Here is a 16,698-nt window from a genome sequence, read left to right on the forward strand (position 1 = left end):
CTCAATCGGTGGTGGAGCGTCCGAAACGTTCCGCGTATTCCTGCGGGCCCACGGACAGGTGCTTGTGAAAGGTGCGGCGGAGGTTTTCCGGGTGGCCGAAGCCGGTCAGGCGCGCCACGGTGGCGATGGAGGCCTGGGAGTCCTGCAGTAGGGTGCGGGCCGCTTCCAGCCGGACCCGTTCCACATACTTGCCGGGGCCCACACCCAGTTCCTGGGCGAAGGTGCGCGACAGGCTGCGCGGTGCCATCTTCGCCTGGGCGGCCAGCGCTTGCAGGGACAGGTCGGCGCCCAGGTTGGCCGGAATCCATTCCAATAGAGCAGCCAACTTGGGCGTGCGGCTGGGTTCCGGCGTGAGCAGCGCGCTGAACTGCGTCTGACCTCCGGGGCGTCGCAGGAACAGGACCAGCCGCCGGGCGATCGCCAGTGCCATCGGGCGGCCAAGGTCGGCTTCCACCAATGCCAGTGCCAGATCGATGCCGGCGGTGACTCCGGCCGAGGTGAAGAGGTGGGGGTCGCCATCCCGGCCTGTGGGGTCATAGGTGTGCAGCCGATCGCCGTGCACGTCGATTCCCTCATGGCAGCTCAGCGCTGCTACGTCCGCCCAGTGGGTAGTGGCTTGGCGGCCATCCAGCAATCCCGCTGCGGCCAGGATCAGGGCGCCCGAACAGATGGAGCCGAAGCGCCGCACCTGGGGCTCCGCATTCCGCAACCAATCCAGCAGTTCGCCTTCCTTGCATTGGCTTTCCATGTCCATTCCGCCAGGAATGAGCAGAGTGTCCAGGCTGGCCGGGTCCACCTCGCGCCACGCTCGATCGGCCACCAGGGCGAAGCCGGCGGAGGTCTTCACCGGTCCCGCGTCGGGCCCCAGCACGTGGATTCCATAGCAAGGCGGAAGGCTATGGCGTGCATGCTCGTCGTTGGCTGAGGCGAACACCTGCAGCGGGCCGGTCACGTCCAGGCTCATGACGTCGGCGAAGGTGAGGCAGGCGATGTGGCGGATAGCGTCCATGACCGGCTCGGCAGGAAAGATGACTCCAGTCTGCTGCGAGCGTGTCCTGGCGACAATGACAATAACCCCACAAATCTCGCCAAAAAGCTCAGTCGCTGGTTTGTCGGGCCTGGAGAAACTGGAGCAGGGCGACTTCTTCCGGACTCATGCCCTTGCGTTTGCGTGGTCGTTTGCAGCCGGCCAGTTCGCCAGTGAGGAAGGCGTCCACTACGGCGGGATGGATGTAGCACTTGCGGCAAATGGCAGGGGTGTTGCCCAGGCGTTGGGCTACCTGTTTGACCATCTCGGTTACGTGCTGGGTGCGATTGTCCGGCGTGCTTTGGGCGACTTTGCGCAACGCTTCCAGAGCCAAGGCGCTGCCTGCCCAGGTTCGGTAGTCCTTGGCCGTGAACTCACCGCTGGCCTGGCTGCGCAGGAAGTCGTTGACGTCATGGGAACCGACCGAGTGCCGTTGGCCCTCTTCATCGAGGTACTGGAAGAGCTGCTGTCCGGGGAGGTCCAGGCAGCGTCGAAGGATTCTTGCCAGGCGGGGGCTGGTCAGGCTCACGTCATGCTCGATACCGCTCTTGCCCTTGAAGCTGAAGCGGATCTGGCTGCCGTTTACGTTGATGTGGCGATTGCGCAGGGTGGTCAACCCATAGGAGTTGTTCTCCCGCGCGTAGCGTCGATTGCCGACCCGAATCAGTGTCTCATCGAGCAGGGCGACCACGGTGGCCATGACTTTGTCTCGCCCCATTCCTGTCTCGCCGAGGTGCTTGTCGATCCTGGCGCGGAGTTGGGGCAGCGCGCTCCCGAAACTCAGCAGGCGCTCGTACTTGGCGCTGTTCCGGTTCTCGTTCCACAAGGGGTGATAGCGGTACTGCTTGCGCCCTCGCGCGTCTCGACCGGTGGCCTGGAGATGCCCGTTCGGGTCCGGACAGATCCAGACATCGCGATAGGCAGGCGGGATGACGAGCTGATCGATACGACGCACCTCGTCCGGGTCGCGAATCCGCGCACCCTCCGGGTCGAGGTAAATGAAGCGTCCGCGCTGCCGGCGCCGTCGAATGCCGGGCATTCCGTCGTCGACATAGCGCAACTGTGCGGGCAGGTCGATGGGGCAGTCCGGGTTGTTGCGTTCTGTCATGGGCGGGTCGCTGAGGTCAGGCGCTTGCGGCCGATGGACTTTGACCAGGTGTCGTTGTTGCAATGCTGGCAGGACGGCTTTTCGCCTGCGCGTTGCTGGCTGGTCATGCCGCAATGGTTGCAGGAGTACAGGCCGTCGGAGGGAATCCGCGCGTGGTCACGGCGCAGACAAGGCGGCAGGACGGAGAGACCAGGGCGCGTTTCGCTCTCGTCAAAATAATAGAGGCTGACATCGCCGTTGACCTCGAGTATCCCCAGGCGGACCTGACCAAGGTGCTCGACGTTCTGTCGACGCAGCTCCATGAAAAACTCGTCACTGGCGATGTTTTTCCGTCCGAGCGCTTCGGTGTCGTAGAGCCCGTCCTTGATGATCACCACCGGCTTGCCTTCCATCCAGGCGCCAAATCGTGCGTTGCGCTCCATGGCGTAGGTGGTGAGGCGATAAAGACAGAGCAGCGTGACGAACACCGCCAGTATGGGCAGGAGCGGGACATCCTCGTAGAACGACACATCGCCGGCGGCGGAGCCGAGGGTGAGGATGACCAGGACTTCGAACAGCGAAATCTGGCGGACACCGCGCCTTCCAGAAAGGCGGAGGAACGCGAAGACCACGATGAAAGCGAACAACGACCGCAGCATCACTTCGCCGAGGAATCCGAGGGGAAACTCGTGGAGCAGCATGCGTTGCCAGTCGAATGGGTTCATCCAGGCCGCTCCTTGCGCGCAGCAGGGCTTTACGGGGCAGTACTGGGATAGACCGTGGATTCAGGCGACTTGCGCCATGCATTGGCCGGGCGGCACGAGCGAGGAGGGGGAAGCGTGGGGGAAAACTTGCCGGAGCGAGCAGGTCAGGCCTGCTCGCCGCGCATTGGGCACTGGCGCTGAAGCCTTTACTCAGGCATCGACCAGGGTTCGAGGTCGTAGCCCTTGCGGCTCAATTCCTCGCGGGATTGTTCGAGGATGCTGGCCAGTTGTTCGGGGTCGGAATAGGTGCTGCTGGGAATCTTCGAGCGGCCGAGAAGACGGGTGTTGGTACGGTCGATCACGCTGATGCTGAGTTCGCCGGTGCCATCTTGCTGGGCCCAGGCAACGCACTGGAAGGGTTTGAACGCACGGCCGGTAATGATCAGTGCTTCGTTGAAACGCAGCGGAGTATTCATGGGAGGGGGTCTCTCCATATTGTGCCCAATGAAGGTGACAGCGCGGCTTCAGACCTTTATTGCACCGTCGTGAATGTGGATGGCGAGACTCGACCGATAAGTCACAGCACGTCGTGAAAAACTAAGTTTTTGTCGCTGAAATGAATGGGTAAGCGATTTTTGTACCGGCCGTTGTGCGTTTTTCTCGTGGGGCTGGGTATACAGGGCGTGCTCGGCATTGTCCCGAATCGGGTCCGATTCCTCTCGCGATGTACCGCCCGTGCTCCTGCCAGTATCATCATCGGCCGTTCTAGGTTGCCTACAGCGAGTGTTGCCGTGCCCGTCCTGAGCCGTCTGTTCCGTCCCATCCTTGTGGCCACTTGCATTGCCGTGTTGGCCGGCTGTGGCGCCCAGCCGCTGTCACCGAAACTGCGCTCGGGGCCGGAGCGGGTGGAATTGAGCGGTGTCCCGTTCTTCGCTCAGAACGCCTACCAGAGCGCGCCGGCTTCGTTGGCGGCCTTGCTGACCCAGCAGGGTGACGAGGTCACGCCGGGCATGATCGAAAAGGAACTGCAACTGCCGCAGAAGGAAGCTTCCCTCCGCGATGGGCTGGCGGAGACGGCGCGCAAGCATGGTCTTGTGGTCTATCCACTGGGTAGCCGGATAGACGATCTGCTGGAGCAAGTGGCCGCGGGCAATCCGGTGCTCGTGCATCTGCGCGAAGGGTTCGGCTGGATGCCGTCCTGGCGCTACGCGTTGCTGATCGGTTACGACCGCACCAACCAGCAGGTGCTGCTCCGCCACGGCCACAAGCGCCGCGCCCTGATGAGCTTCCGTGAGTTCGAGTCGGGTTGGGCGGAAGCAGGTCATTGGGCGGTGCTGGTGCAGGCGCCGAATCAGTTGCCGGCATCGGTGGAGAGGGCTCGCTGGCTGAAGGCGGCCGATGATCTTGCCGCGGCTGGCCAGGTCAATGCCGCGAAGATGGCGCGCTTGCAGATGCCCTGATCGGCGAGCACGGAAATAAAAACGGCGCCCTGGGGCGCCGTTTTCATTTGCAGGCGGATCAGACGCCCAGCTTGTCGCGCATGGTGTAGTACCAGGCACCCATCGCGGTGAAGGGCACGCGGAACACGCGGCCACCCGGGAAGGGGTAATGCGGCAGGCTGGCAAAAGCGTCGAAGCGCTCGGCCTGGCCACGCAGGGTTTCGGCGATCACCTTGCCGGCGATGTGGGTGTAGGTGACGCCGTGGCCGCTGCAGCCCTGGGAGTAGTAGATGTTGTCGCCGATCCGGCCGACCTGGGGCAGGCGCGACAGGGTCAGCAGGAAGTTGCCGGTCCAGGCGAAGTCGATCTTCACGTTCTTCAGCTGCGGGAAGGTCTTCAGCATCTTCGGACGGATGATGGCTTCGATGTTCGCCGGGTCACGGGCACCGTATACCACGCCGCCGCCGTAGATCAGGCGCTTGTCGCCGGAAAGACGGTAGTAGTCCAGCAGGTAGTTGCAGTCCTCGACGCAGTAGTCTTGCGGCAGCAGGGACTTGGCCACTTCATCCGACAGCGGCTCGGTGGTGACCACCTGGGTGCCGCAAGGCATGGATTTGCTGGCCAGTTCGGGAACCAGGTTGCCCATGTAGGCGTTGCCGGCTACCACCACGAACTTCGCCTTCACGCGGCCTTTCGGGGTGTGGATCACCGGATTGGCGCCACGCTCGATGCGGGTCGCAGGGCTCTGCTCGTAAATCACGCCACCCAGGGACTCGATGGCTGCGGCTTCGCCCAGTGCCAGGTTGAGCGGATGGATGTGACCGCCGCTCATGTCCAGCATGCCGCCAATATAGTTGTCGGTCGCCGCCACTTTGCGGATGCCCTTGGCATCCAGCAATTCCAGCTGGTTGTGGCCGAAGCGCTCCCACAGTTTCTTCTGGGATTCCAGGTGCGCCATCTGCTTCTTGGTGAAGGCTGCGAATACGCCGCCATCCTTCAGGTCGCACTGGATGTTGTACTTGCTGATGCGGTCGCGAATGATGCGGCCGCCTTCGAACGCCATGTCAGCCATCAGCTTGGCGTTCTTCGGGTTCGCGGTGCGCTCGATAGCATCGATGTCGCGGCTGTAGCTGTTGACGATCTGGCCGCCGTTACGACCGGATGCGCCGAAGCCCACCTTCGCAGCCTCGAGCACGGTGACTTTGAAACCGTTCTCCAGAAGGAAGAGGGCGGTGGAGAGACCGGTGTAGCCTGCACCAATAATGCAGACGTCGGTTTCGATCTCACCTTGCAGTTCAGGGCGTGCCGGTACCGGGTTGGCCGAGAACGCGTAATAGGACTGGGGGTAGGGAGTGTGCGTCATAATGGAATCTCTGTTTTTTATTTTTTACAGATGTGGTGATCCTACCTGAGTTGAAACGGGTCGGCTAGCCTCTGTGCAAAATATTCAACGAGGCGCTGAACAGTAAAAAATCCACTTTTTCAGAGAGTTAGCGAAAAAAGGTGTTGACAGGGAAAACTCAGTCCGTAGAATGCGCACCCATCGAAGGCACATAGCTCAGTTGGTTAGAGCACCACCTTGACATGGTGGGGGTCGTTGGTTCGAATCCAATTGTGCCTACCAAATTCGATAAAAAGGGTCACTCAGGTGACCCTTTTTTATTGGGCGCTTGTCGGGGCTCGGGCTTTCTGCAAGCATCCCGCTCTTCATTACCTCCAGTGACTCTGGTTCGGCTCTGGTTGGCTGCAAGGCTCCTGCTACCGTATGGCGGGCATACCACCGAATCGCGTACTGGCTCATCCCAACCCATGTGGCCTTTGGTAGAGGTCACCACTAGGAGAGGAGGCGCCATGCCCATCATCACTCTTCCTGACGGCAGTCAGCGTACTTTCGATAAACCCGTATCCGTACTCGAAGTGGCTCAGTCCATCGGTGCGGGCCTGGCCAAGGCAACCCTGGCCGGCAAGGTCAACGGCAAGCTGGTAGATGCTTGCGATCTGATCGAAGACGATGCCTCGCTGCAGATTGTGACCCCCAAGGACGAAGACGGGCTGGAGATCATTCGCCATTCCTGCGCGCACCTGGTTGGCCACGCGGTCAAGCAACTCTATCCGACCGCCAAGATGGTGATCGGTCCGGTCATTGAAGAAGGCTTCTATTACGACATCGCGTTCGAGCGGCCCTTCACGCCGGAAGACATGGCGGCCATCGAAAAGCGTATGGCTGAGCTGATCGAGAAGGACTACGACGTCATCAAGAAGATGACTCCGCGGGCCGACGTCATCGAGCTGTTCAAGTCGCGTGGCGAGGAATACAAGCTTCGCCTGGTCGATGACATGCCTGACGAGAAGGCCATGGGCCTGTACTTCCATGAGGAGTACGTGGACATGTGCCGTGGCCCGCACGTGCCGAATACTCGCTTCCTCAAGGCATTCAAGCTGACCAAGATTTCTGGCGCCTACTGGCGTGGCGACTCGAAGAACGAGCAGCTGCAGCGCGTGTATGGCACCGCCTGGGCTGACAAGAAGCAGCTGGCTGCCTATGTTCAGCGCATCGAAGAAGCTGAAAAGCGTGACCATCGCCGTATTGGCAAGCAGTTGGACCTGTTCCATCTGCAGGAAGAAGCGCCAGGCATGGTGTTCTGGCATCCGAGCGGCTGGACCGTCTATCAGGTGCTTGAGCAGTACATGCGCAAGGTCCAGCGTGACCACGGATATGTAGAGGTGCGCACTCCCCAGGTCGTCGATCGCATTCTGTGGGAGCGTTCGGGCCACTGGTCGAACTACGCCGAGAACATGTTCACCACTTCGTCGGAAAGCCGTGATTACGCGGTCAAGCCGATGAACTGCCCGTGCCACGTTCAGATCTTCAACCAGGGCCTGAAGTCCTATCGTGATCTGCCGCTGCGTCTGGCGGAGTTCGGTGCCTGCCACCGCAATGAGCCGTCCGGCGCCCTGCACGGCATCATGCGCGTTCGCGGTTTCACCCAGGACGATGCGCACATCTTCTGTACCGAGGATCAGGTGAAGAAGGAAGCGGCTGACTTCATCAAGCTGACGCTGCAGGTCTACAAGGACTTCGGTTTCGTCGATATCTCGATGAAATTGTCCACTCGTCCGGTCAAGCGGGTAGGTTCCGACGAGCTGTGGGATCGTGCCGAAGGTGCCCTGGCGGATGCGCTGAACGAGTCTGGTCTGGAGTGGGAATACCAGCCGGGCGAGGGGGCGTTCTATGGTCCGAAGATCGAATTCACCCTGAAGGATTGCCTCGGCCGTAACTGGCAGTGCGGTACCCTGCAGTACGATCCGAACCTGCCGGAGCGGCTGGATGCCAGCTATATCGCCGAAGATAACAACCGTAAGCGCCCGGTGATGTTGCACCGCGCGATTCTCGGATCCTTCGAGCGCTTCATCGGTATGCTGATCGAGCACTACGCTGGCGCGTTCCCTGCCTGGCTGGCGCCGACCCAGGCGGTGATCATGAATATCACCGACAAGCAGGCCGATTTCGCCGTCGAGGTCGAGAAAACCCTCAACGAAAGCGGGTTCCGTGCCAAGTCCGACTTGAGAAACGAAAAAATCGGCTTTAAAATCCGCGAGCATACTTTGCTCAAGGTTCCCTATCTCTTGGTTATTGGAGACCGGGAGGTTGAGACTCGATCCGTTGCTGTGCGCACCCGCGAGGGTGTCGACCTGGGTTCCATGCCCCTCGAAAGCTTCTCTGAGACGCTCGCACAAGCGGTTTCCCGGCGTGGTCGCCAAGAATTGGAGTAATCACTATTAAGCGTGAAATGAGACAGGACAAGCGGACTCAACCGAAGGCCCCGATCAACGAGAATATCTCGGCTCGTGAGGTGCGGTTGATTGGTGCTGACGGCCAGCAGATTGGCGTCGTCTCGATTGATGAAGCGCTTCGCGCTGCTGAAGAAGCCAAGCTGGATCTGGTAGAGATTTCTGCCGATGCCGTGCCGCCTGTTTGCCGGATCATGGATTACGGCAAACACCTCTTCGAGAAGAAGAAGCAGGCTGCGGCAGCGAAGAAGAACCAGCACCAGCAGCAGATTAAAGAAATCAAGTTTCGTCCAGGGACGGAAGAAGGGGATTACCAGGTAAAACTACGCAACCTGGTACGTTTCCTTAGTGATGGGGACAAGGCCAAGGTATCCCTGCGATTCCGCGGTCGTGAGATGGCCCACCAGGAGCTGGGTATGGAGTTGTTGAAGCGGGTCGAAGCCGACCTCGCCGAATTCGGCACCGTAGAACAGCATCCTAAGCTGGAAGGACGCCAGCTGATGATGGTCATCGCCCCCAAAAAGCGAAAATAACCCCCAGGGCACTGGCAGGCCTTGCGGTTATATGTATTGATTGAATGCGGAGTATCCGAACATGCCAAAGATGAAAACCAAGAGCGGTGCTGCGAAGCGCTTCAAGAAGACTGCTTCCGGCTTCAAGCACAAGCACGCTTTCAAGAGCCACATCCTGACCAAAATGACTACCAAGCGTAAGCGTCAGCTGCGCGGTTGCACCCAGGTGCACCCGTCTGACGTCCGCAAAGTAGAGCGCATGCTGCGCGTTCGTTAATCGGTCAAGATTCTAGAGGAAATTACTCATGGCTCGTGTTAAGCGTGGCGTCATCGCTCGTAAGCGTCACAAAAAGATTCTGAAACTCGCCAAAGGCTACTACGGCGCACGCAGCCGCGTGTTCCGCGTTGCCAAGCAGGCGGTAATCAAGGCTGGCCAATACGCCTACCGTGACCGCCGTCAGCGCAAGCGTCAGTTCCGCGCTCTGTGGATCGCTCGTATCAACGCTGGTGCTCGTCAGAACGGTCTGTCCTACAGCCGCCTGATCGCTGGCCTGAAAAAAGCGGCCATCGAGATCGACCGTAAGGTTCTGGCCGACCTGGCAGTGAACGAAAAAGCGGCGTTTGCTGCGATTGTCGAGAAAGCTAAGGCCGTTCTGGCTTAAGTCCCCGACAATCACCGGGCTTGCCCGGTGCTAAACGTCACCGATAGGGGAAGGGCCTTGCGCTCTTCCCCTATTTCGTATCTGGAGTCAGTAAATGGAAAATCTGGATGCGCTGGTCTCGCAAGCGCTTGAGGCCGTGCAGCAAACTGAAGACGTGAATGCCCTGGAGCAGATTCGCGTTCACTACCTTGGCAAGAAAGGCGAGCTGACCCAGGTGATGAAGACCCTGGGCGATCTGCCGGCTGAAGAGCGTCCCAAGGTCGGCGCCCTGATCAACGCCGCCAAGGAGCGCGTTCAGGATGCCTTGAACACCCGCAAAGAGTCGCTTGAGCAGGCTGCCCTGACCGCCAAGCTCGCGGCCGAACGTATCGACGTGACCCTGCCGGGTCGCGGTCAGGCCTCCGGCGGCCTGCATCCGGTGACTCGTACCCTGGAGCGGGTCGAGCAGTTCTTCACTCGGATAGGCTACGGCATCGCCGAAGGCCCCGAGGTCGAAGACGACTATCACAACTTCGAAGCGCTCAACATTCCCGGCCACCACCCGGCCCGGGCAATGCACGACACCTTCTATTTCAACGCGAACATGCTGCTGCGTACCCACACTTCTCCGGTACAGGTCCGCACCATGGAGTCGCAGCAGCCGCCGATCCGCATCGTCTGCCCCGGCCGCGTCTACCGCTGTGACTCGGATATCACCCACTCGCCGATGTTCCACCAGGTCGAAGGCCTGCTGGTAGACGAAGGCATCAGCTTCGCCGACCTCAAGGGCACCATCGAAGAGTTCCTGCGTGTGTTCTTCGAGAAGGACCTTGGCGTACGTTTCCGTCCCTCCTTCTTCCCGTTCACCGAGCCGTCGGCCGAAGTCGACATGCAATGCGTGATGTGCTCCGGCAAAGGCTGCCGCGTGTGCAAGCAGACCGGCTGGCTGGAAGTGATGGGCTGCGGCATGGTGCACCCGAACGTGCTGCGCATGTCCGGCATCGATCCGGAGAAGTACCAGGGCTTCGCCTTCGGCATGGGCGTAGAGCGCTTGGCCATGCTGCGCTATGGCGTCAACGACTTGCGCCTGTTCTTCGACAACGACCTGCGCTTCCTCGCGCAATTCCGCTAGGTCGCAGCGTCCGAAACGAATCCAGAGCCTGTTTCAACGCCTTGCGAGCTAGAGCTATGCAAGGCAAAAGCAGGCGAAAAAGCGCAGTTTACGCGTTGTAAATGAGCATTTTGAGCCTGCTTTTAACGCAGCAGAGCCGACGCGCAGCAGGCGTTGAGCAGGCTCTAGGAGAAGAGGATGAAATTCAGTGAACACTGGCTGCGGAGCTGGGTCAGCCCGCAGGTTTCCCGTGATGAGCTGGTCGCTCGTCTGTCCATGGCTGGCCTCGAAGTCGACAGCGTTACTCCGGTAGCGGGCGCCTTCAGCGGTGTGGTCGTGGGCGAGGTGCTGAGCACCGAACAACACCCGGACGCCGACAAGCTGCGCGTCTGCCAGGTGAGCAATGGCAGTGAGACCCTCCAGGTCGTGTGCGGCGCGCCTAACGTGCGCCCTGGCCTGAAGATTCCTTTCGCCGTGATCGGTGCTGAGCTGCCGGGCGACTTCAAGATCAAGAAGGCCAAGCTGCGTGGCGTTGAGTCCAACGGCATGCTCTGCTCGGCTTCCGAACTGCAGATCAGCGATGACCATGACGGTCTGATGGAGCTGGCTGATGATGCTCCGGTAGGCCAGGACATTCGTGCGTACCTGGGCCTGGATGACGTGATCATCGAACTGGGCCTGACCCCGAACCGCGGCGATTGCCTGAGCATGTCCGGCCTGGCCCGTGAAGTGGGTGCGCTCTACGCTGCCCCGGTGACTCGTCCGCAAGTTCCCGCCGTTGCACCAGCCCATGACGAAGTCCGTCCGGTCGAAGTGACCGCTCCGGCTGCCTGTCCGCGCTATCTCGGCCGCGTGATCCGCAATGTCGACCTGTCCCGCCCGACTCCGTTGTGGATGGTTGAGCGCCTGCGTCGTTCCGAAGTGCGTTCCATCGATGCTGCCGTCGACATCACCAACTACGTGATGCTTGAACTCGGCCAGCCCATGCACGCGTTCGATCTCGCCGAAATCAATGGCGGCGTCCGTGTGCGCATGGCGGAGGAGGGCGAGAAACTCGTCCTGCTCGACGGTCAGGAAGTCAGCCTGCGCGCCGACACCCTGGTCATCGCCGACCACACTCGTGCCCTGGCCATCGCAGGTGTCATGGGTGGTGAGCACAGCGGCGTCAGCGACAAGACTCGCGACCTGTTCCTCGAAGCGGCGTTCTTCGACACCATCGCCGTTGCCGGCAAGGCCCGTTCCTATGGCCTGCATACCGACTCGTCGCACCGCTTCGAGCGTGGCGTCGACTTCCAACTGGCTCGCGAAGCCATGGAGCGCGCCACTGGCCTGCTGCTGGAAATCGTCGGCGGCGAAGCGGGCCCGATCATCGAGGCGGCCAGCCAGGAAAGCCTGCCGAATGTGGCTCCGGTTACCCTGCGTGCTGAGCGCATCACCCAGATGTTGGGTATGGAAATGGACGCTGCCGAAATCGAGCGTCTGCTTACTGCGTTGGATCTGAAAGTCACCGCTGAAGGTGCCGGTCAGTGGCGTGTTGAAGTGCCGAGTCATCGCTTCGACATCAGCCTCGAAGTGGATCTGATCGAAGAGCTGGGTCGCCTTTATGGCTACAACCGCCTGCCGGTTCGCTACCCGCAAGCCCGTCTTGCCCCGCGTGCTCGTGCCGAAGGTGCTGTTGAGCTACCGGCCCTGCGCCGCCTGCTCGTAGCCCGTGGCTACCACGAAGCCATTACCTACAGCTTCATCGATCCGAAGTTGTTCGAGCTGTTCAACCCGGGCGTTAAGCCGCTGATGCTGGCCAACCCCATCTCCGCGGATATGGCTGCCATGCGTTCTTCGCTGTGGCCAGGTCTCGTGAGCGCGTTGCAGCACAACCTCAATCGTCAGCAATCCCGTGTTCGCCTGTTCGAAAGCGGTCTGCGTTTCGTGGGTCAACTCGAAGGCCTGAAACAGGAGCCCATGCTCGCGGGTGTGATCTGTGGTTCCCGTCTGCCGGTAAGCTGGGCCAACGGCCGTGACGCCGTCGACTTCTATGATGCCAAGGCAGATGTAGAAGCCATCCTCGGTGCCGCTGGCGACCTGGGTGCCTTCAGCTTCGTAGCGGGTGAGCATCCTGCCCTGCATCCGGGCCAGACCGCTCGCATCGAAAGAGAAGGGCGCCTGGTAGGTTTCCTCGGTGCGCTGCATCCGGAACTTGCCAAGGCCCTGGACCTGGATCAGCCGGTCTACATGTTCGAGCTGGTACTGGCTGAAGTGATGCAAGGCAAGCTGCCGAAGTTCAGCGAGCTGTCGCGCTTCCCTGAAGTGCGCCGTGACCTTGCCCTGCTGGTGGATCGCGACGTTGCCGCCGAGTCGGTACTCGCCACCATCCGTGAGGCTGCGGGCGAATGGCTCACTGACCTCAGGCTATTTGACGTGTATCACGGTAAAGGCATTGATCCGCTTAGAAAAAGCTTGGCGGTCGGCTTGACCTGGCAGCATCCATCGCGCACTCTTACTGACGATGAGGTGAACAACACAACGCAAAACATCGTCACCTCGCTGGAAGACAGGTTCAATGCCACGTTAAGGAAGTAGCGTATGGGGGCTCTGACGAAAGCTGAGATGGCTGAACGTCTTTATGAAGAGCTTGGCCTGAATAAACGGGAAGCCAAGGAATTGGTGGAGCTGTTCTTCGAGGAAATCCGTCAGGCGCTGGAGCACAACGAACAGGTGAAGTTGTCCGGGTTCGGCAATTTCGACTTGCGCGATAAGCGTCAGCGGCCTGGCCGAAACCCGAAGACAGGAGAGGAAATCCCGATCACGGCTCGCCGTGTGGTCACTTTCCGTCCAGGGCAGAAACTCAAAGCCAGGGTCGAAGCTTATGCTGGAACCAAGTCATAACGACGAGTTGCCGCCGATTCCAGGCAAGCGATACTTCACTATTGGCGAAGTTAGTGAACTCTGCGCGGTCAAGCCCCACGTGCTGCGTTACTGGGAGCAGGAATTTCCCCAGCTCAACCCAGTAAAGCGGCGCGGGAACAGGCGCTACTACCAGCGTCAGGATGTGCTGATGATTCGGCAGATCCGTGCGCTTCTATACGATCAGGGCTTCACCATCGGCGGGGCGCGCCAGCGCCTCTCCGGGGACGAAGCCAAGGAAGACACTACCCAGTACAAGCAGCTCATCCGCCAGATGATTGCCGAGCTCGAGGACGTCCTCCATGTTTTGCGGAAGTGAATTTTTTTGAAAAAAACCTTCCACAATTCAAAAGCTTAAGATATAGTTCGCTCCGCTTCCGGTGATCCGGAGCGAGCTACAAAACGTCGGGGCGTAGCGCAGCCTGGTAGCGCACTTGCATGGGGTGCAAGGGGTCGAGTGTTCGAATCACTCCGTCCCGACCATATTCAGAGAAAGGCCGGTTCAGAAATGAACCGGCCTTTTTCGTATGCGCGATTTGGCCACGCAAGGACTTAGACAAAAAGCTGGGTAATGCCGGTTTGCTGCGTGTTCATCATTCATGGGTGAAGTCAGCGCTTCCAGTCTTTCTGCGGGCAATGGGCGAGCGCTTGATGGGAAGTCGAAAATGCTCGAAAGCGAAGACATGCCTCTTACCACTGATGTATCCCCGATCTTCATCGGCTGGGATGTCGGTGGCTGGAACTGCGACAAGAACCCCACCAGTCGAGACGCCCTGGTGGTGATTGATTCCCAGCGCCAGATCCAGGGAAAGCCCTGGCGCGGCAATCTGCGCAGATGCATCAACCAGTCAGGCAATACATCAGAGTTCATTGCCAAGATTCTTGAGCTGTGTGAGCTGGATTCCACCTGCTTCAGTCGGGCGCCTGTGGTGTTGGCCATCGATACGCCCCTTGGATTCTCCAGCGCCTTCATTGATCTGATCATGCAAGGTAGGGCGACCGGCCCGATCGAGAACTCTTCGAGCAACCCTTATCTGTTCCGGCACACCGAGCGCTTCCTCTTCGAGCGGGGGCTTAGCCCGCTCTCGGCAGTCAAGGACATGATCGGTAGCCAGGCGACCAAGGGCATGCATGTGCTCGCGCGGTTTGCGCCCTACATCGAGCGCTGTGGCGTGTGGACGGACAACCAGCATCTACGCGTCATCGAGGCCTACCCAGCCTCTGGTAAGCGCTCGACAGTGATGCGTGATTTGCTGCAGTTCTATGGTCGTCCGCCGCATCTGGGGCATGTCGATCAGTGGGATGCGTTGGCCTGTGCGCTGATCGCCTGGGTATTCCACTCCCAGCCGGAGCTACTCGCGCAGCCTTGTGCAGATGCGCCCGAAAGAGAGGGCTGGATCTTTGTTCCTGCCGATGGGCTCGCCGCCCAGTCCGAAAAGTAGTCGCGTGCCGGCGTCATACCGGCCGCATTTCTCGGTGGAGAAGAATTACTCTAGTCGCGCCCTCAGATGCTCCGCCGTCTCTGCATCCGGGCACGTAGCACCCCTTCATCGACCACTCGCACCGGATTGGTGTTCGCCACGTAATCATCCAGGCTCTGGGGCAGCTGCGTGCTTTGGCCTCGACACGCTCTCTGGATGAAACGCTTCATGGGCCGCCCGCTTTGAAGCCCGACGGCAGCATAACAAGGTCGCTGGCCACGTTTTTTAACAGCCTGGGCCAGAAACGGGCGTTTAGAGTAGAGAATATAAATCTGTCCCCCTTTTCTTCCCGACCATATTCAGAGAAAGGCCGGTTCAGAAATGAACCGGCCTTTTTCGTGCTTGCATTTTTCTTTTCCCATTTCCAATTGGTTGCCAATAGAGATTAGCTTACCCTTAGTGCATAAACGTGCGGTAAGGGACTACTTTGGACATTTTTCCCCGCTATCAGCTGCGACCAAGACTCAAGGGCGAGGCAAGGGTCTACGATCTGCTCGCAAAGGTTCCCGACAGGCACGGCTTCGCTGTTCACTCTGTAAATCTGCCAGAGCACGAGTACAAGCGCTGGGGAGAGGCTGATTTTATTATCGTTTCTCGATCAGGAGTGACGCTGCTGGAGGTCAAGGGCGGCTCCGTGAGTCTTGCTGGCAAGGTGTGGCGTTACGAGAATGCTCGGGGCCAAGCAATTACTTCGACAGAGGGGCCTGCCCGTCAGGCGATGTCGGCAGCCGTCGCATTAGAGAAACTGCTGGCGAAGCACCTTGACAAGAAGGTCCGTAGTCGGTGGGGGGTGGTATTTCCCTACTGTAGTTTCAAGAAAAATGTAGCGGAACTACCGACTTCCCGGCTTGCAAATAACCTGACTTGCAGCGAATTAAGTTCATTCCAGGATTGGCTGATAAATCTTCCCTTCGATCAGCATAAGCCGAAGGACTTTGCGCTCGAAGATGCGGATATTGATCGGATTCGCGAGATTCTCGTTCCAGAGCTGAGTGCGGCCACCTCGCTAGGTCTTGTAGTTAGGTCTACGCAAGAGGAGGCGATACGTTTGACGGAGCAGCAGTTCGCGATCCTTGAAAGCCTGGAGGTCAATTCTAGACTCTGCATTTCCGGCGGCGCTGGAACCGGCAAGACTGAATTGGTTGCGCTTTGTGCGCGGGCTGAAAGAGCCGCCGGTCGAACGCCGGCGATAGTGGTGAGCGGAACGCCTCTCTCGGCCGCGCTTCGAAGCCGAATGAGCGCTTTTGGTATTCCTGTTGTTTCGGATTCTTTGCCGATTGGTACTGACACATTAATCGTGGATGAAGGCCAAGACTTCGCACAACCGGATCGCATGGAGATGCTTTTCCGTCAGCTACCCGGGGGCGTTTCAGGTGGGAGATGGCGATGGTTCATGGATCCGAATCTTCAATTCACTAGTTTCGCGCCTGATTCGGAATGTCTGAAGTCCCTCGCTTGTAATTCGGCTGGTGTGGTCCTGACAAGGAATGTTCGCTCCACTCGCGAAATCGTCAATTCGATCAGGGCATTTCTTGATGCGGATGTCGGCATTTCTCAGATCGATGGATTTGGTATTAAAGTTGGCTTTCATTCTGTCGGGAACACCGATGGCGAGCTGGCAGCAGTCAGAAGACTGATCGAATTTATGCTTGAGGATGGGGTTCGGCCATCAGAGATGGCGGTACTTGGGGCTGGCGCTGAACTTGGGCCGACTTGCAAGAAAGTGCTCCAGCAAATGCGAGGCCTTTTCCGACCACTCTCGTTGGAGGGGGAGATTCAGTCATCAGTTCACGGCGTGGTGTGCGGCATATCAGCTTTCCGTGGGCTTGAGGCTCGAGTGGTATTTCTCGTCGATTTGCACCTACTGCCTACAGATCAACGTGGGGAGTCACTGCTCTACATCGGTATGTCAAGGGCATCAGCGTCTCTCCAGCTGCTGGTTCAGCCAGAGTTCGGGGCTTTTCTCAAGGCGTTGATCAGGAATTCATTCGAACGGAAGTAAT

General features: G+C 59.4%; 16 protein-coding genes, 2 tRNA genes and 1 pseudogene. 13 read left to right on the forward strand and 6 right to left on the reverse strand.

Going from position 1 to position 16,698, the window contains the following annotated elements:
- Window position 1 precedes the first annotated feature (1 nt).
- The 4 genes from DM872_RS26385 to DM872_RS26400 all read right to left on the reverse strand — a co-directional run bounded on the left by DM872_RS26385 (window position 2) and on the right by DM872_RS26400 (window position 3,294).
- Window positions 2-1,009, reverse strand: a complete 1,008-nt coding sequence (locus DM872_RS26385) for a GlxA family transcriptional regulator (protein WP_179062169.1) — start codon at window positions 1,007-1,009, stop codon at window positions 2-4.
- An 88-nt stretch (window positions 1,010-1,097) separates the two neighbouring features.
- A complete protein-coding gene (locus DM872_RS26390; protein WP_179062170.1) occupies window positions 1,098-2,135 on the reverse strand; it encodes a DNA topoisomerase IB in 1,038 nt (345 codons plus the stop codon).
- Complete coding sequence (locus DM872_RS26395; protein WP_179062171.1) at window positions 2,132-2,839, reverse strand: DUF421 domain-containing protein; 708 nt, start codon at window positions 2,837-2,839, stop codon at window positions 2,132-2,134. The genes DM872_RS26390 and DM872_RS26395 overlap by 4 nt, the downstream gene beginning before the upstream one ends.
- Window positions 2,840-3,024: 185 nt before the next feature.
- Complete coding sequence (locus DM872_RS26400) at window positions 3,025-3,294, reverse strand: hypothetical protein (RefSeq protein ID WP_179062172.1); 270 nt, start codon at window positions 3,292-3,294, stop codon at window positions 3,025-3,027.
- 315 nt (window positions 3,295-3,609) lie between these two features.
- Here DM872_RS26400 and DM872_RS26405 point away from each other — a divergent pair, with 315 nt between their 5' ends.
- Window positions 3,610-4,278, forward strand: a complete 669-nt coding sequence (locus DM872_RS26405) for a PA2778 family cysteine peptidase (protein WP_179062173.1) — start codon at window positions 3,610-3,612, stop codon at window positions 4,276-4,278.
- Window positions 4,279-4,336: 58 nt separating this feature from the next.
- On the opposite strand, the gene DM872_RS26410 is transcribed toward DM872_RS26405, so the two are convergent.
- On the reverse strand, window positions 4,337-5,620 hold the full coding sequence (locus tag DM872_RS26410; RefSeq protein WP_179062174.1) for an NAD(P)/FAD-dependent oxidoreductase: 1,284 nt from the start codon (window positions 5,618-5,620) through the stop codon (window positions 4,337-4,339).
- A 184-nt stretch (window positions 5,621-5,804) separates the two neighbouring features.
- Here DM872_RS26410 and DM872_RS26415 point away from each other — a divergent pair.
- The 11 genes from DM872_RS26415 (at window position 5,805) to DM872_RS26465 (ending at window position 14,656) form a co-directional block, all read left to right on the forward strand.
- A tRNA-Val gene (locus tag DM872_RS26415) sits at window positions 5,805-5,881 on the forward strand.
- Between the two features lie 227 nt (window positions 5,882-6,108).
- Entirely contained in the window at window positions 6,109-8,031 is a 1,923-nt protein-coding gene (thrS, locus tag DM872_RS26420) for a threonine--tRNA ligase (protein WP_179062175.1), read from the forward strand.
- Window positions 8,031-8,582, forward strand: coding sequence for a translation initiation factor IF-3 (infC, locus tag DM872_RS26425; protein ID WP_179062201.1), 552 nt, complete (start codon window positions 8,031-8,033; stop codon window positions 8,580-8,582). Before thrS ends, infC begins: the two co-directional genes overlap by 1 nt.
- A 61-nt stretch (window positions 8,583-8,643) precedes the next feature.
- Complete coding sequence (gene rpmI, locus DM872_RS26430) at window positions 8,644-8,838, forward strand: 50S ribosomal protein L35 (RefSeq protein ID WP_069084432.1); 195 nt, start codon at window positions 8,644-8,646, stop codon at window positions 8,836-8,838.
- Window positions 8,839-8,866: 28 nt separating this feature from the next.
- Entirely contained in the window at window positions 8,867-9,223 is a 357-nt protein-coding gene (gene rplT, locus DM872_RS26435) for a 50S ribosomal protein L20 (protein ID WP_016493508.1), read from the forward strand.
- A 94-nt stretch (window positions 9,224-9,317) separates the two neighbouring features.
- Entirely contained in the window at window positions 9,318-10,334 is a 1,017-nt protein-coding gene (pheS, locus tag DM872_RS26440) for a phenylalanine--tRNA ligase subunit alpha (protein WP_077526030.1), read from the forward strand.
- 177 nt (window positions 10,335-10,511) lie between these two features.
- Window positions 10,512-12,890 carry a phenylalanine--tRNA ligase subunit beta gene (gene pheT, locus DM872_RS26445; RefSeq protein WP_179062176.1) on the forward strand — a complete coding sequence of 793 codons (2,379 nt, stop codon included), beginning with the start codon at window positions 10,512-10,514 and terminating at the stop codon, window positions 12,888-12,890.
- A 3-nt stretch (window positions 12,891-12,893) separates the two neighbouring features.
- Window positions 12,894-13,196, forward strand: coding sequence for an integration host factor subunit alpha (gene ihfA / locus DM872_RS26450; RefSeq protein WP_003282572.1), 303 nt, complete (start codon window positions 12,894-12,896; stop codon window positions 13,194-13,196).
- Window positions 13,177-13,533, forward strand: a complete 357-nt coding sequence (locus DM872_RS26455; RefSeq protein WP_016493505.1) for a MerR family transcriptional regulator — start codon at window positions 13,177-13,179, stop codon at window positions 13,531-13,533. The genes ihfA and DM872_RS26455 overlap by 20 nt, the downstream gene beginning before the upstream one ends.
- An 87-nt stretch (window positions 13,534-13,620) precedes the next feature.
- Window positions 13,621-13,697 (forward strand) — tRNA-Pro (locus tag DM872_RS26460).
- A gap of 182 nt (window positions 13,698-13,879) precedes the next feature.
- Window positions 13,880-14,656 (forward strand): DUF429 domain-containing protein, encoded by a 777-nt coding sequence (locus DM872_RS26465; protein ID WP_256873480.1) that lies wholly within the window; start codon window positions 13,880-13,882, stop codon window positions 14,654-14,656.
- A gap of 107 nt (window positions 14,657-14,763) precedes the next feature.
- On the opposite strand, the pseudogene DM872_RS30590 reads toward DM872_RS26465, so the two are convergent.
- Window positions 14,764-14,865 (reverse strand): annotated as a pseudogene (locus DM872_RS30590) (hypothetical protein); the annotation flags it as partial.
- Window positions 14,866-15,122: 257 nt separating this feature from the next.
- On the opposite strand from DM872_RS30590, the gene DM872_RS26470 reads away from it, so the two are divergent.
- Entirely contained in the window at window positions 15,123-16,697 is a 1,575-nt protein-coding gene (locus DM872_RS26470) for a nuclease-related domain-containing DEAD/DEAH box helicase (protein WP_179062177.1), read from the forward strand.
- The last annotated feature ends 1 nt before the right edge of the window (window position 16,698 follow it).

The sequence above is a fragment of the Pseudomonas taiwanensis genome (assembly GCF_013393345.1).
GTDB lineage: Bacteria > Pseudomonadota > Gammaproteobacteria > Pseudomonadales > Pseudomonadaceae > Metapseudomonas > Metapseudomonas resinovorans_C.

Excerpts from the sequence above, each read along its gene's own strand:
- DM872_RS26385 (WP_179062169.1), bottom strand. The coding sequence starts at position 1,009 with ATGGACGCTATCCGCCACATCGCCTGCCTCACCTTCGCCGACGTCATG.
- DM872_RS26390 (WP_179062170.1), bottom strand. The coding sequence starts at position 2,135 with ATGACAGAACGCAACAACCCGGACTGCCCCATCGACCTGCCCGCACAG.
- DM872_RS26395 (WP_179062171.1), bottom strand. The coding sequence starts at position 2,839 with ATGAACCCATTCGACTGGCAACGCATGCTGCTCCACGAGTTTCCCCTC.
- DM872_RS26400 (WP_179062172.1), bottom strand. The coding sequence starts at position 3,294 with ATGAATACTCCGCTGCGTTTCAACGAAGCACTGATCATTACCGGCCGT.
- DM872_RS26410 (WP_179062174.1), bottom strand. The coding sequence starts at position 5,620 with ATGACGCACACTCCCTACCCCCAGTCCTATTACGCGTTCTCGGCCAAC.
- thrS (WP_179062175.1), top strand. The coding sequence starts at position 6,109 with ATGCCCATCATCACTCTTCCTGACGGCAGTCAGCGTACTTTCGATAAA.
- rpmI (WP_069084432.1), top strand. The coding sequence starts at position 8,644 with ATGCCAAAGATGAAAACCAAGAGCGGTGCTGCGAAGCGCTTCAAGAAG.
- rplT (WP_016493508.1), top strand. The coding sequence starts at position 8,867 with ATGGCTCGTGTTAAGCGTGGCGTCATCGCTCGTAAGCGTCACAAAAAG.
- pheS (WP_077526030.1), top strand. The coding sequence starts at position 9,318 with ATGGAAAATCTGGATGCGCTGGTCTCGCAAGCGCTTGAGGCCGTGCAG.
- pheT (WP_179062176.1), top strand. The coding sequence starts at position 10,512 with ATGAAATTCAGTGAACACTGGCTGCGGAGCTGGGTCAGCCCGCAGGTT.
- ihfA (WP_003282572.1), top strand. The coding sequence starts at position 12,894 with ATGGGGGCTCTGACGAAAGCTGAGATGGCTGAACGTCTTTATGAAGAG.
- DM872_RS26455 (WP_016493505.1), top strand. The coding sequence starts at position 13,177 with ATGCTGGAACCAAGTCATAACGACGAGTTGCCGCCGATTCCAGGCAAG.
- DM872_RS26465 (WP_256873480.1), top strand. The coding sequence starts at position 13,880 with ATGCTCGAAAGCGAAGACATGCCTCTTACCACTGATGTATCCCCGATC.